13 protein-coding genes are annotated in these 14,598 nt (G+C 48.3%); 8 read left to right on the top strand and 5 right to left on the bottom strand.

Annotated features, from left to right (window positions below):
• The coding region (locus Q0224_RS06360) for an aminotransferase class V-fold PLP-dependent enzyme (RefSeq protein WP_297949957.1) at nt 1-910 on the top strand (910 nt) is incomplete at its 5' end.
• 527 nt (nt 911-1,437) lie between these two features.
• Here the strand turns inward: Q0224_RS06360 and tupC are convergent.
• Entirely contained in the window at nt 1,438-2,697 is a 1,260-nt protein-coding gene (gene tupC / locus Q0224_RS06365; RefSeq protein ID WP_297949959.1) for a tungstate ABC transporter ATP-binding protein TupC, read from the bottom strand.
• Complete coding sequence (gene tupB / locus Q0224_RS06370; protein ID WP_297949961.1) at nt 2,694-3,386, bottom strand: tungstate ABC transporter permease TupB; 693 nt, start codon at nt 3,384-3,386, stop codon at nt 2,694-2,696. The genes tupC and tupB overlap by 4 nt, the downstream gene beginning before the upstream one ends.
• 83 nt (nt 3,387-3,469) lie before the next feature.
• Between tupB and tupA the strand changes: the two genes are divergently transcribed.
• On the top strand, nt 3,470-4,288 hold the full coding sequence (gene tupA / locus Q0224_RS06375) for a tungstate ABC transporter substrate-binding protein TupA (RefSeq protein ID WP_291937738.1): 819 nt from the start codon (nt 3,470-3,472) through the stop codon (nt 4,286-4,288).
• A gap of 527 nt (nt 4,289-4,815) precedes the next feature.
• On the opposite strand, the gene dnaK is transcribed toward tupA, so the two are convergent.
• From dnaK to Q0224_RS06390, 3 genes are read right to left on the bottom strand one after another with little or no spacing between them, the layout of a single operon-like run.
• Nucleotides 4,816-6,693 (bottom strand): molecular chaperone DnaK, encoded by a 1,878-nt coding sequence (dnaK, locus tag Q0224_RS06380; RefSeq protein ID WP_297949963.1) that lies wholly within the window; start codon nt 6,691-6,693, stop codon nt 4,816-4,818.
• Between the two features lie 44 nt (nt 6,694-6,737).
• Nucleotides 6,738-7,313 carry a nucleotide exchange factor GrpE gene (locus Q0224_RS06385; protein WP_297949965.1) on the bottom strand — a complete coding sequence of 192 codons (576 nt, stop codon included), beginning with the start codon at nt 7,311-7,313 and terminating at the stop codon, nt 6,738-6,740.
• Nucleotides 7,310-8,098, bottom strand: coding sequence for an HrcA family transcriptional regulator (locus tag Q0224_RS06390; RefSeq protein ID WP_297949967.1), 789 nt, complete (start codon nt 8,096-8,098; stop codon nt 7,310-7,312). Before Q0224_RS06390 ends, Q0224_RS06385 begins: the two co-directional genes overlap by 4 nt.
• Before the next feature lie 106 nt (nt 8,099-8,204).
• Between Q0224_RS06390 and Q0224_RS06395 the strand changes: the two genes are divergently transcribed.
• The 6 genes from Q0224_RS06395 to Q0224_RS06420 form a co-directional block, all read left to right on the top strand.
• The gene (locus tag Q0224_RS06395) at nt 8,205-8,435 is read left to right on the top strand and encodes a hypothetical protein (protein WP_297896067.1); all 231 of its coding nucleotides are present in this window, start codon (nt 8,205-8,207) and stop codon (nt 8,433-8,435) included.
• 245 nt (nt 8,436-8,680) lie between these two features.
• Nucleotides 8,681-9,361, top strand: coding sequence for a F0F1 ATP synthase subunit A (locus Q0224_RS06400; RefSeq protein ID WP_177387592.1), 681 nt, complete (start codon nt 8,681-8,683; stop codon nt 9,359-9,361).
• A complete protein-coding gene (locus Q0224_RS06405; protein ID WP_297949968.1) occupies nt 9,351-9,575 on the top strand; it encodes a hypothetical protein in 225 nt (74 codons plus the stop codon). The genes Q0224_RS06400 and Q0224_RS06405 overlap by 11 nt, the downstream gene beginning before the upstream one ends.
• 113 nt (nt 9,576-9,688) lie before the next feature.
• Complete coding sequence (gene gatB, locus Q0224_RS06410) at nt 9,689-11,110, top strand: Asp-tRNA(Asn)/Glu-tRNA(Gln) amidotransferase subunit GatB (RefSeq protein ID WP_297949970.1); 1,422 nt, start codon at nt 9,689-9,691, stop codon at nt 11,108-11,110.
• 986 nt (nt 11,111-12,096) lie between these two features.
• Nucleotides 12,097-12,990, top strand: coding sequence for an NAD(P)H-dependent glycerol-3-phosphate dehydrogenase (locus Q0224_RS06415; protein WP_297949972.1), 894 nt, complete (start codon nt 12,097-12,099; stop codon nt 12,988-12,990).
• 593 nt (nt 12,991-13,583) lie between these two features.
• Nucleotides 13,584-14,598: solute carrier family 23 protein (locus tag Q0224_RS06420; protein WP_297949974.1), on the top strand; the 1,015-nt coding region annotated here is incomplete at its 3' end.

The following is a 14,598-nucleotide window of genomic DNA, read 5'->3' on the forward strand; positions in this document are numbered from 1 at the left end:
GGGGCTTTGCGACTACCTGCGCGTGCCTCTTAGCGAGGGCGGCGAGATCGATCTGATTGCGCTTGAGCGCATCCTAAAGCTAAACGCCGGACGCCGCATCATCGGCTCGTTTAACGCCGCTTCAAACGTCACGGGCGTCATTAGCGACTATAAAAAGATCAGCGAGCTAATCAGAGCCGCAGGCGGTATCGTGGCCTTTGACTGCGCGGCGCTGAGCTCGCACGCAAATTTAGACTGCGATTACTTCGACGCGATTTTTCTCTCGCCGCATAAGCTACTTGGCGGACCTGCAAGCTGCGGGCTTTTGGCGATCAAAAAGGAGCTGCTCAGTAGCGATGTGCCGACGTTTGCCGCGGGCGGGACGGTCGCCTACGCTAGCCGCGAAGGGCACGTGTTTTTGAAAAATCCCGAGCAGCTAGAGGAGGGCGGTACGCCGCCTATCATCGGGCTCATGCGGGCAAATTTGGCATACGCGCTGCGAAACGAAGTCGGCTTTGAGAGGATAAAAAGCGCCGAGGACGAGCTAGCGCAGCTTTTTGAGGGCGAGCTAGCGGGCATTGACGAGATTATAAACTACGTTCCAAAGGGCGCGCCGCGGCTGCCGATTTTTTCATTTAATGTGCGCGGCGTCTCGGCGTATGATTTCGCCGCGAGCCTTAGTAACGACTTCGGTATCCAGACGCGCGCGGGCGTGATGTGTGCAGGACCCTACGCTCACGATCTGCTGGGTATCAAGGAGGGGCGCATGCCAGAAGCCAAGCCCGGCTTCGTGCGCGTGAGCCTGCACTACACGCACACCGAGCAAGACGTGCGCTATCTAGTTGGCGCGATAAAATCCTGCATCAAAAAGCACCGCGAAATTTGGGGCGAAGAAAAAGCGATGTACGAGATGTTCGGCGGGAAAATTTAAGCGGCGTGGGTTAGGACTTTGCCGCTTTTTTTGAGCTCTAGTGAAATTTTGTAAAATTCTGCGCCGTTTTTAAAATTTATCGGAATTCCGTGCCGTCTTTTTAGAATTTTAAGCGAGTTTTACGCCATAAAATTCTTACTATCATTCCGCCTTTGCACTGCAGACAAACGGCACGCTTTGCAAAATAACATATAATTTCGTCCATAAATTTACCGACAAATTCCGCAGAGTTAAAATTTAGAATTCTGAAATTCCTCGCCTAGAAATTTTAGAATCGCAAAGTTCCGCTAGCCGTATTCGCGGCTAAATTTTAAAATTTTTTAGCAATGGAATTTTAAAATTCCGCGCTGTGCCGTTTGGCAAAATCCCGCCTGTAAATTTCAAAATTTCAAGACGCAAATTTTTGCGCTCTGTTTCGCTAGATACGTTGCGGTAGATCGTTCGCAGTAAAAATTTGAAAATAATATTAGTACCGCGCGAGTAAAAATTCTAAAGCGAAATAAAGCTTATCCGCACTTCGCGCAGAATTACTCCAGCCCTAAAAATGCGCCGCTTTCAAATCCGAAATAGACCCTCTCGCCCGCGCTCCAGCGCTGCTCATCCTGCGCCGTGACGCATTTTAGCAGCACGTCGCCCGCCTTGATCTTGATGAGCAGCGAGGAGCCGTACTGAAGCGAAACCGAGTGCAAAATCCCCGCAAAGCAGCGCTCAAATGGGCGTTGTGATAATAAAATTTTATTCGGATTTATCGCGATTTTGCGGGAGCGTGCGAGTCCCTCTTCAAGGCGCAGCGAAATTTCATCCGAAAATTTTAAAACCCCGTCTTGCACGTCAAAGATATTTTTGTATTCAAACTCGCATATCTTGCCGCGATGCAAAAACACGCTTCTTTGCGCGATCGCGCTGAGCCATTTCTCATCGTGGCTGGCGATGATAAAGCCGCAGCCGTAGCGACTCCGCATAAATAAAATCGCGCGCGCAAAGAGTTTGGAGGCGGCAAGATCGAGGCTATTGGTCGGCTCGTCGAGCAGATAGAGCTTCGCGCGCTGCGCCAGAGCGAGCGCAAACGCGATGCGCTGCGTCTGCCCCGAGCTAAGCTCGAAATGCTTCTTTGATAAAAAACTTCTATCAAGCCCCGTTAGGTCGAGCGCTTCATCCACTCGCTCGTCAAATTCCGCAAGCGCGCCGCGGCTTTTGAGCGCAAATTTAAAATTTTGCTCCACGCTGCGTTTTAAAAGCACGGGCTCGGGCAGCAGCAAGCAGATCTGCCGCAGCGTCTGTAAAGAGGGCGCCTGCTGTCCCCAAAGCTCCACGCTACCGCTACTCGGACGCTGCAAAAAGGCTAAAATCCGCAGCAGCGTAGATTTGCCGCTGCCGTTTGAACCCAAAAGCGCCGTGATACCGCTCGTATTTAGATCGAGGCTAGGGATATTTAAAATTTCGCTCCGTCCGTAGCGCAGCACCAGATCCCGCACCGAGATCAGCTCGCTATCGGGTACAGCTCGCGCGGCGGCGGAATTCTTATTTGCAAAATTCTTTCTCGCAGAATTCTCACGCGCTAAATTCTCGCTTTTGGAATTTTTACCCGCAGAATTTGCGCTAATGGAATTCTCGGTCAGAGAATTTTTACTCGTAGAATTCTTAGCGGCAAAATTTGCGCTCGTAGAATTCTCGGGGGCGGAATTTGCGTCCGTGAAATTTTCGCTTATAAAATTTTCGCGCTCCAGCTCCGCCCGGTTTTTGTCCGTGAAATTCTTACTCGGACGCTTTAGCTTATCTGCATTCATCGATCTAGCCTTTTTAGCGCGTGGATGGCTAAATTTACCGCAAACGCTATTAAAATCAGCACCAGCGCGAGCGCTATACCCATCGCAAACTCGCCCTTGTTGGTCTCAAGCGAGATCGCCGTGGTGATCGTGCGGGTGAAATATTTGATATTGCCGCCGATCATCATCGCTACGCCTACCTCGGCGACGATCCGCCCGTAAGCGGTGGCGATGACGACCAGCAGGGCGTAGCGCAGCTCGTAAAGCACGCAAAGGATTAAATTTAGCGGGCTTAGGCGGTAGTTCATAATGTTTAGATAGTGCTTCTTATCCATATTTTCGATGACGCTGGCGCTTAGCGAGACGATGATGGGAAGCGCCAGCGCAAACTGTCCGAGCATCACGGCTTTGAGCGTAAAAAGCAACCCCAGCTCGCCAAAAGGGCCGTTTCTGGAGATGAAAGCGTAAAGGATCAGTCCTATCGCCACCGTGGGCATCGCAAGCGCTACGTCGCTTAAAAGTCTAAGCGTTCTGCGAGCGCGAAATTCGTAAAATCCGAGGATAAATCCTATCGGAAAGCCGGTTATAATCGCAAGAAGTATCGAGATACTTGAAGTATAAAGCGTCGCTTTGATCGCCGAAAAGGTCTCCGCATCGCCGCTAAAAAGCAGACCGAATGCGCTTAAAATTCCTTCTAAAATAAAATCCAAGATTGTGTCCTAAATGTTCTATTTTGGCATATTTATAAACCAAATTTATATGCTATAATAGCACATTTTTTAAAGGAGATAACATGAAAAAAATATTTTTTGTTTCGCTCGCTCTTAGTGCGAGCCTTTTTGCCGCCGATAACGATTTGGTGATGGCAACTACAACGAGTACCGATAATACGGGCTTGCTAGATGCGATCTATCCTGCGTATAAGGCGGAAACCGGCGTCGATATCAAATGGACGGCGGTAGGTACGGGTGCTGCTCTAAAGCTTGGCGAGAACTGCGATGCGGACATACTTTTCGTGCATTCGCCGAAAGTCGAGAAAGAATTTGTAGAAAAAGGCTTCGGCGTTGACCGCACGCCCGTTATGTATAACGATTTTATCCTCATCGCCGATAAATCTATCGCGCCTAAATTTAAAGGCAAGGACCTTAAGGGCTCGTTTGAGCTAATCAAGGCGGAGAAGATTAAATTCTTCTCTCGCGGCGATAAATCGGGCACCGATAACAAAGAGAAAGGTATTTGGAAAAAGGTTGAGGGCGCCGTACCTGAAAATGAGGCATGGTATAACCAAACCGGTCAAGGCATGATCGCTACGATCAACGCAGCCGCCGAGCAAAAGGGCGTGACCTTCACCGATCGCGGCACCTACATTAAATACGAGGACAATAAAAAGGGCAATCCCGATATGGTTATCATCAACGAAGGCGATAACGATCTGAAGAATTTTTACTCCGTAATCGCGGTCAATCCTAAGCACTGCCCAAAAGCCGACTACGAAAACGCGCAGCGCTTCATCAAATGGATCACTAGCGAAAAGGGGCAGAAGTTCGTAGGCGATTTCAAGCTGCTAAATAAGCCGCTTTTCACCCCTGATGCGAATACTCGCAAGAACTAGCTCTAGCTAAATAAGGCTAAAATTTAAAGCCCAAAGGCAAAGCGTCGCCTTTGGGCTTTTGCTTTTTAATAAATCAATCTGCGCGCCTTTAAATTTAGCTATTTTGCTTCTAAATTTAACTGGCGCTTTTTACTGCGTCTTTTTACGATACATTTTTTACTTTCTCGCCATACGTTTAAATTTATCGCAGTGCCGTTTGTGGGCAATAGGCTTAAAATTTCAGCTATATTTGAGATCGGTGCGGGGAAATTTCGATCGCGTTCGGATATGCTCTAATGTCTAGCGATATTTATACAGCGCAAAATTTAGTAGTATTTATGTGTGACTCAAATTTTAATTTGTTGGGAATTAAATTTTGAAGTTGCAGTTAAGCTCGGGCGTATGAAAAACGCCCAAGCTTGTGAAGCTATGAAATTTTATGCGCGGTTTGCGGGGCCGCTTCTGCCGCGCGGCCGGTAAAATTACTTTTCAAGCGCAGGCAAAACTACCGAGCGCACGGTTATAAAATTTCACTTTGCGCGAGCGAGCTATTCGACTTCGGCGTCGATGACGTCGTCGTATTTTTTACCGCCGTTTGCACCGCTGCTTTGCGATCCGCCCTGATTTGCGCTGGCAGCCTTGTATAGATCCTCGGCGACCTTGCTTAGAGCTTCTACTTTGGAGTTTATCGCTTCTTTGCTCGCGTTTTCATCCTTTAGCACGGCTTTTAGATCATTTAGCGCGCCTTCGATCTTAGCGCGTAGATCGCTCGGTACCTTCTCGCCCATCTCGCTTAGGCTCTTTTCGGTTTGATGTGCGATGCTGTCGGCTTGATTGCGCGCTTCGACGGTCTCTTTGCGTTTGTTGTCTTCCTCTTTGTGAAGCTCGGCGTCCTTTACCATTTTATCGATCTCGGCGTCGCTTAAGCCGCTTGAGCCGGTGATGCGGATGTCGGTTGCCTTGCCGGTAGCCTTGTCTTTTGCCGAAACGGTTAAAATTCCGTTCGCGTCGATGTTAAATTCCACCTCGATCTGCGGCACGCCGCGAGGAGCGGGCATGATGCCTTCAAGATTGAAATTTCCTAGCGATTTGTTGTCCTTCGCAAACTCGCGCTCGCCCTGCAAAACGTTGATCGTAACGGCGCTTTGATTATCCTCTGCAGTCGAGAAGGTTTGAGATTTTTTCGTAGGTATCGTAGTTCCCTTTTCGATGATCTTGGTCATCACGCCACCTAGGGTTTCGATGCCGAGGCTTAGCGGAGTGACGTCGAGTAGTAGTACGTCTTTTACGTCGCCTTTGATGACCGCGCCTTGGATAGCCGCGCCGATTGCTACGACTTCGTCAGGGTTTACGCTCTTATTTAGCTCCTTGCCGAAAGCCTTTTTGACCTCCTCTTGCACGAGTGGCACGCGCGTCGAGCCGCCAACCATGACAACTTCTTTTATGTCGTTCATGCTTAGCCCCGCGTCGCTTACAACCTTTTTAAGCGTGCTTATGGTCTCGTCCACTAAAGAATCGATCATACTTTCAAATTTGGCCCTGGTGATGGTTTTCATCAGGTGCTTTGGACCTGTGGCATCAGCAGTGATGAAAGGTAAATTTACCGTCGTTTCCATCGCGCTGCTTAGCTCTTTTTTGGCGTTTTCCGCAGCCTCTTTTAGGCGTTGCATAGCCATGACATCGCCGCGCAAGTCGATGCCTGTTTCAGATTGAAATTCTGAGGTTAAAAAGTCGATCAGCTTGTTATCGAAATCATCACCGCCCAAAAACGCATTACCGCCGGTAGCTAAAACTTCTACAACGCTATCGCCGGTTTCTAGCACGGTTACGTCGAATGTACCGCCGCCCAGATCGTAAACTACGATCTTTTCGGATTCTTTTTTATCCAGTCCATACGCAAGCGCCGCTGCGGTCGGCTCGTTGATGATACGAAGCACGTTTAGACCCGCGATTGTTCCTGCTTCTTTCGTCGCCTTTCTTTGGCTATCGTTGAAATATGCAGGCACGGTGATGACCGCATCGACAACCGGCTCGCCCAAAAACGCCTCGGCGTCCTCTTTTAGCTTGATTAGCACCTTGGCTGAAATTTCTTGCGGCGTATAAACCTTGCCCGCGATTTCTACCGCGCACGCGCCGTTTCGGTCGATAATCTTATACGGTAGGCGCTTTTTGGCTTCCTGCGCGTTTTTCTCATTCATCATAAGACCCATGATGCGCTTGATCGAGTAGATCGTCTTTTCCGGGTTAGTGACTGCTTGGCGCTTGGCGCTGTCGCCTACTAAAACCTCGCCTTTGTCGGTGAAAGCTACTACCGACGGAGTGGTGTTTTTACCCTCTTTATTCGGTATGATCTTGCTCTCGCCGCGTTCGAATATGCTTACGCACGAGTTTGTTGTTCCTAGGTCGATGCCTATGACTTTTGCCATTTTTTATCCTTTGTGTTGAATTTAAAATTTTAAAATTTGAGCGATTATTTCGCCACTACTACCATAGCGGCGCGTAAAACGCGCTGCTTATACATATAGCCTTTTTGATATACTTGAACGATATCGCCTTTTTTAGCACCTTCGGCTTCAATCATCGAGATGGCGTTATGCACGCTAGGATCAAATCCCGCATCCGTCGCTATCGGAACGATACCGTATTTTTCAAAAGTCTTTGTAAAAAGGCTTAGACATTGTTTTACGCCGACTTCGATTTTATCCGCAAGCTCATTACCTTCCACATCAATTTTTGCGGCCTCCTCAAGCGCGTCGATTATCGGCAGCAGATCCTTCGCAAAGCTCTCGCTAGCGTAAGCAACAGCGCTATCTTTTTCCTTTTCCAAACGTTTTTTGAGATTTTCAAAATCCGCATTGGCGCGGTAAAATTTATCAGTGATCTCACTCAGCTCGTTTTGAAGCTTTTGTATCTGCGCATCGGTATCGTCGCATGTCTGCGCCTCTTGCGGCTCGCCCGCCTCTGACGCGCACTGCTCGCAAACCTCTTTTTCTTCACTATCGCACGCTGCATTTTTATCGCCGTACTCTTTAAATTTATGGCTCATGCTACTCCTTTAGCATAGTTAAAAAATTTCTCGTAATTCTCGTAAACGCTGCCTGCGCAGATCATCGTAGCGTCCTCGCCTTCGAATTTTACAGGGCGTTTGATCCCCATAAATCCGTGCTCAAAGTAGGGCGCGAAGATCAAATTTTTAGTAAAATTTACGGCGATCGAGGGGTTGAGTAAAATTTTAAACCGCTCGTCTTTGAAAATTTTATACGCTACGACCTCGTTACAAAGAAATTCGATTTTAGAATTTTTTAGCTCTTTAATTTTGGTACTAAGCTCGCGCAGACCGATCTGCATCGAGGCTAACTCCAAATCTCCGAGTGAAATTCCTATTAAATTTGATAGGAATTTAAAAACTCTAAAATCGTATTTTAAGATAATCTCATCCGTTCTAAATGTAAGGATTATGAAACGATCATCGTGATTGATGACTTCGCTTAGGGCTTCGTTTTCGGCGTTGAAAATCATACAGTAAATTTCAAAATCCTCAAGCACCGCTTCTAGCTCGCGAGCATCGTCTATTTTCAACTCATCGTCGAAGCTAAGTCTAGCGCGCCAGTAATCTTGCATCGTCGCAACTGTGGGGATTCTACCACCGCTTACATGAAGCTGCGTCAAAGCCCCCTCGTCGCTTAAACGCTTAAAATAAATTCGAATGCTAGACGCAGACATCGCTACGCCCATACGCTCACCCAGCTCGGAAGATCCGATCGGGGTGTTGCTATCGAGATAGGCGGAAATGATGGATTCCAGGATCATATCACGTTTATTCGTTTTCACTTTTAGCACTCTTTCTATAAGATTGCTAGTATTATACAACATTGAGTGGCGGGATGTCAAGGTTTTTATATAAATTTTATAAAATTTTAGCAATCGGATCCTGGGTTTGCTAAATTTTAACTATGATTTTTTTGAGCTGAGTGGAATTCTTGGAATTCTTGGAATTCTTGGAATTCTTGGAATTCTTGGAATTCTTGGAATTTATCGCGGTGCCATCGCGGTAAATTTTATCGTGCTTTTCGTATCTTTAAACACAAATTTTACCGCCAGCCGGCTTAGAGCTTCGCCGTATGTGCCAGATAAATTCTATTTTGCAAAAATAGTATTAACAGTATAGCTGCAAATTCCGTAGTTACCAGCTAAAATTTTGTCATTTGCTGAAATGCTGAAAATGTGAAGTTAAATGCTAAAAAAACGCAAAATTCCCGCATAAATGGCGCGTAAGCTAGACGAAAGTGCTAGGCAAGTAAGCGGTGTGAGAACTCGCAAAGCTCAAAATTTCACTCGCTGGCGCAAATTTAAATATACTTTAACGAATAGAAGTGTAAAATACGCCTCAAATTTTAACGATCAAGGGTTTTTATGCTAAAAGACATCTTCCTTTTCGGCGGTTTAATTTCTTACGACCACACTTTTATCTACCTTTTTTACTTCTTTTTGGTCGTCGCTATCATCGTAGCCGTCGCGCTTTGCTCTACTCGCTCGCTTCAGCTTGTACCACACGGCATGCAAAACATCGCCGAAGCCTACCTAAGCGGCGTACTAACGATCGGTAAGGACGCTATGGGCAGCGAGGAACAAGCCAAAAAATATCTTCCGCTAATCGCAACATTGGGATTTGTGATATTTTTTAGTAACGTTATCGGCTTGGTGCCGGGCTTTGAGTCGCCGAGCGCGAGTCTAAATTTAACCCTTTCGCTTACGCTTTGCGTTTGGTTGTATTACCATTTTGAGGGCGTTCGCGAGCACGGCGTGATCAACTACTTAAAGCACTTTATGGGTCCGGTGAAAATCCTGGCTCCGTTTATGTTCGTCATAGAGATCGTCTCGCATTTTTCGCGCGTCGTATCGCTTTCGTTCCGACTTTTCGGAAACATCAAAGGCGACGATACCTTCCTGCTCGTTATGCTTACTCTCGCTCCTGCGCTAGTGCCGATGGTGCCGTTTGCGCTGCTTACTTTTATGGCAATTTTGCAGACTTTTATTTTCATGGTTTTAAGCTACGTTTATCTAGCGGGCGCCGTGATCGTCGATGAGCATTAATTTTAAGCGAAATTTCTTATACTTCCTCGTAGGTGCGTCGTTCGGATTGATTTTCGTCGGCGCATTCGTCTTTTTTGCCTATCCGTCATTTTATTTTTTGGGGTTAAAATTCCTCTTCATCTGCACCGCTCCCGGCGTGATATGCGTCATCATCACCTGCCTGATGGTCGATATTTTCGATCTGAAAGAAAAGCTCCTTAGCGGCGGCGAGTAGAATCTATCCGATTAAATTTTAAAATTTAGCCTCTGCCGCGCGCCGCTGCAAGCGAGTATTAAAGCAAAAAATTGTAAAATTACGCGAAATTTTTATTCTAAAAGGTTAAGTTTATGTTTGAAACCGTGATCGGCCTGGAGGTACACTGCCAGCTAAATACCAAAACTAAAATTTTCTGCTCCTGCCCCACGAGCTTCGGCGATGAGGCAAATTCACACGTCTGCCCGACCTGCCTAGCGCTTCCCGGCGCTCTTCCCGTGCTAAACGAGGAGGCGGTTAAAAAAGCCATTAGCTTCGGCACCGCCGTCAATGCGACGATCAATCGCAAATCGGTATTCGACCGCAAAAACTACTTCTATCCCGACCTTCCTAAGGCGTATCAAATTTCGCAGTGGACGATCCCGATCGTCGAGCATGGCGAGCTTTTTATAGCCTCGGACGGACAGAGCAAGCGCATCGGCATTACGCGCGCGCACCTAGAGGAAGACGCGGGCAAAAATAATCACGAAAGCTCGCGCAGCCTAGTTGATCTAAACCGCGCCGGCACGCCGCTTTTGGAGATCGTAAGCGAGCCTGATATGCGCTCTGCCGATGAGGCGGTCGCGTATCTAAAAAAACTCCACAGCATTTTGCGCTTTTTAAATATCAGCGACGCGAATATGCAGGAGGGCTCGTTTCGCTGTGACGTAAACGTCAGCATTCGTCCGCAAGGCGAGCAAAAGCTCTACACGCGCGTGGAGATTAAAAATTTAAACTCCTTTAAATTTATCCAAAAGGCGATCGAGTTCGAGATCGAGCGTCAGATCGAAGCGTGGCAGGACAGTAAATATGAGCAAGATGTCGTGCAAGAAACCCGCCTTTTCGACACTGCTAAGCTTATCACCAAGCCGATGCGTAGCAAGGAGGATAGCGCCGAGTACCGCTACTTCCCAGACCCCGACCTGCTAACAGTGATCGTGGATGACGAGATGCTGGCTGCTGCGCAGCAGATCCCCGAGCTGCCGGATCAGAAAAAGGCCCGCTACGTCCGCGAGCTGGGCGTTAAAGAAAAGGACGCTGAGATTATAATCTCGACCTACGAAAACGCGCGATTTTTTGAGGATCTGATCGCGGCGGGGCACGAGCCCAAACTCTGCGTGAGTTGGCTTACCGTCGAGCTTGCAGGCAGGCTCAAAAACGGCGTTACGATCGAGGATTCGCCCGTAGGTAGCGCGAAGATGAGCGAGCTTTTAAGCGCGATCGAAGGCGGCGCAGTGTCGCAAAAGGCCGCCAAAGAGGTGCTTGATTATCTAATGGAGCACGACGAGGCTGTAAGCTCGGTCATCGATAAGCTTGGCTTGAGGCAAGTAAGCGACGACGGCGCGATCTTGGAGATCATAGCGCGCGTAATGAGCGAAAACGAGGACAAGGTCGCGGACTATCGCGGCGGCAAGGACAAGCTATTCGGCTTCTTCGTGGGCCAAGTGATGAAAGAGGGCAAGGGCGCGTTTAACCCCGCGAAGGTAAACCAGCTTTTAAAACAGAAGCTGGGCTGATTTCACAGCTTGCGCGGCGCAAACGGCGAATTAAAGGCGGCGGCGCGAGTGCGATAGATAAAGCCTCTGGGATAAAATTTTAAATCTGCTCGCAGCGTTTTGCTTCGAGCTAAAGCTTTAACGCGCCAATGACGAAGGCTTTTGCGTGTTATATTTCATTCGGCGCGATCTCGGCGGCTACCCGCTTTCCTCGCGCACGTTTTGTTCTTTTGAGTTCGTTTTTTCTCGTGCGGGCTGTTTGCATCAAGTGTCGGTCTGCGACGGAGGGGTTTTAAGAAGCGCGTCCGTTAGGAATTTTACTCACGGCTATCGTCAAAGCGCGGCAAAGCTTGCAGGGAATGCGTAAAATTACTCTGCCTGAGGGAGCAAAAAACGGCAACTCGGGTGCGCGGATAGGATCGAATACGCAGGGTCGAATTTGAGCGGCGAGTCCATGTGCAGGCTAAATTTAATCAATCGCCGCGTCGGATGCGCGTGCCCCAAACCTTGCGCCAAACGATAGCGTGGCGAGCGACCGCATATCATTTAGGTTCAAAGCACGCCTTAAGAGATTTAAGCGGATTTAAAAGCGCGATTTGCGATCGGGCGTCTGAGTAAAATTTTTAAAAATTTGATTTGCTTTGGCGATGCACGAGTGAAATTTAAAACGTATAATGGAGTTTCAAAATCCTCATTCGTTCACTGCCGCGCCTTTTGTGAAAGTGTTTTTTGACGGAAGAGCAAAACCTTAAAAGTATGAAATTTTAACGAGGTAAATTTTAAAAAAAGTGAAGTTTTGGCTGAGTAAATTTCAAAAGCGCAAAATTTTAATGAGACGAAATTTTGACGAGATGAAATTTCAAAAAGTGAATTTTAAAGCGTAGCTTCGACTAGCGTTTGCACAGGCTCATGTCGGCGCTTTTGGGCTAAATTTTCAAAGAGCGGGAATTTCAATAGAATGAAATTTGAAAAACCGCAAATTTGCGAATAAATTTTTAAAAAGGAACATAATGAAAATCGCGGTTATCGGCGCGGGCAAATGGGGCAGCGCACTTTTTGACGCGCTTAGCGCAAAAAACGAATGTGTCATCACTTCTCGCACGCCAAGGCAAATTCCGCATTTTGTAAGCGTGAGCGAGGCTCTGGAGTGCGAAGCGCTCGTTTTCGCGCTAGCGGCACAGCAAACCGCGCAGTGGCTGGATCAAAATTTCACCTACAAAAATCAAAAAATTCTAGTCGCTTCCAAGGGCATCGACGCAGCAAGCGGTAGGTTTTTGAACGAAATTTTTGAATCGTATATCGCACGCGGCAATCTTGCTTATCTATCAGGTCCGTCGTTTGCCACCGAAGTCATGCAGAAGCTGCCTTGCGCGCTCGTCGTAAGCTCGTGTAACGAAAATCTAGCCGAACTTTTCGCAAGCGCCTTCCCTGCCTACATCAAGACCTACACGAGTGGCGATATCATCGGCGCAGAGGTGTGTGGCGCTTATAAAAATGTCATTGCCATCGCTAGCGGTGTTTGCGATGGGCTCGAGCTCGGCAATAACGCTAGAGCGAGCTTGATCGCGCGCGGCATCGTAGAGATCGCGCGCTTCGGCAAGTTTTTCGGCGCGCGAGACGAGACTTTTTTGGGCTTAAGTGGTGTGGGCGATCTGTTTTTGACCGCCTCGAGCGCGCTATCGCGAAACTACCGCGTGGGGTTAGGACTTGCGCGCGGCAAAGGGCTCGAAGAAATTCTGCGCGAGTTGGGCGAGGTCGCCGAGGGTGTAGCTACGACCGAAGCGGTCGTAAATATCGCGGTAAAGCACAAGATCTACGCTCCGATCGCTACCGAGGTCGCGCAAATTTTGCATGGAAAGGACGTAAGGGCGAGTCTAAAGGATCTGCTGCGCAAAAAATGAGCCGTACGATGGAATTCTCTCGCTAAATTTTAGTGGCGGATTCGGCTTACATAGGTTTTGATTTAGCCGCTATGCTTGCGGAATTTAATTGCTGGTTTGCGGATTTTAGTCGGTGTTTGTTTGGATCTGTTTACGTGGCTTTGATTTGAAATTTTGCTTTAAGCTTGAGTGCAAAATTTTAAAGCGAGGTCGTAAAATTTTAAAGCATTTAATGTGTGTCGCAGGTAGTTTAGAAGCGCTATTGCTTCGTTTTGCTTGCAGCCGCCGATGGTCGGCAGTGGAGGGTGGAGCGGACTGCCCGTCTGCGACTGGGTATGTCAAAATTTTTGATGTGTCAGATTTAAAAATTAAGGCGTAGTATTTTTTCTTTAGTCGAGGCGGAAATGAGCCGAATGAAGGAGCGCAATCGTGTGCTTTGGATAGAATTTGCGGCAAAATGAGCCGCAAAGGCGTAAATTTTGAAAATATTCAAGATAGATGATGTGTAGTTTTGATAAATTTTTATTGCTTGCAAAGGAGCGGACTATTTGTCCGTGACTACAGCAAGTAATAAAAATTTATCAAAAATCCATAGCGAATGGGGAATTAACAAGATGGAAAAATACGAAGGCTACAATCTCAGGCTACGCGACGCTCTCGTCGGCGTGCAGTTTTTATTCGTCGCGTTTGGCGCGCTCGTGCTGGTGCCGATATTAACGGGGCTTGATACGTCCGTGGCGCTGTTTACGGCGGGCATCGGCACGCTGCTGTTTCAGCTCATCACGCGCAAACACGTCCCGCCGATCTTTCTCGCGTCTAGCTTCGCGTTCATTGCGCCGCTAAGCTTTGGCGTGAAAGAGTGGGGCATCGCCGCGACTATGAGCGGAGTGATTGCGGCGGGACTTTTTTACGTAGTTTTGAGCCTGCTCATTAGGCTAAAAGGCGAGGGCTTTTTGCATAAAATTTTGCCGCCCGTAGTCGTCGGTCCCGTCATCATGACGATCGGCCTCATCCTCTCGCCCGCAGCCGTAAATATGGTCATGGGCAAGGGCAAAGAGGCGCTCTATACGCAGGGCCAGTCGCTTACGATCGCGCTCATCTCGCTCTCGGCGGTTATCGTCGTTATGATGTTTGGCCGCGGCATGCTGCGCCTCGTGCCGATACTTTGCGGCATCGCGGCAGGATACTGCGCGTCGCTATTTATCGGCATCGTGGATTTTACGCCGATTTTGTCCGCGCCGTGGTTTGTGCTGCCGCATTTCACCGCGCCGGTTTTTAAGCTCGAAGCCGTGATCTACATGGTGCCTATCGCCATCGCGCCCGCGATCGAGCACATCGGCGATATGCTTGCGATCAGCAACGTTACGAAGGAAAATTTCCTAAAAAATCCGGGGCTTAAAAGCACGCTGCTTGGCGACGGGCTTGCAACGTCGCTAGCAGGCTGCTTCGGCGGCCCGCCAAACACCACCTACTCCGAGGTCACGGGCGCGGTTAGCATCACGAAGGCCTATAATCCCGCTATCATGACTTTTGCCGCGCTTACGGCGATACTGCTAGCCTTCGTGGGTAAGCTTGGCGCCGCGCTCTCTACAATCCCCGCTCCCGTCATCGGCGGCATCATGCTGCTGC

Origin of the sequence: uncultured Campylobacter sp., assembly GCF_938002845.1 — a bacterium.
GTDB lineage: Bacteria > Campylobacterota > Campylobacteria > Campylobacterales > Campylobacteraceae > Campylobacter_B.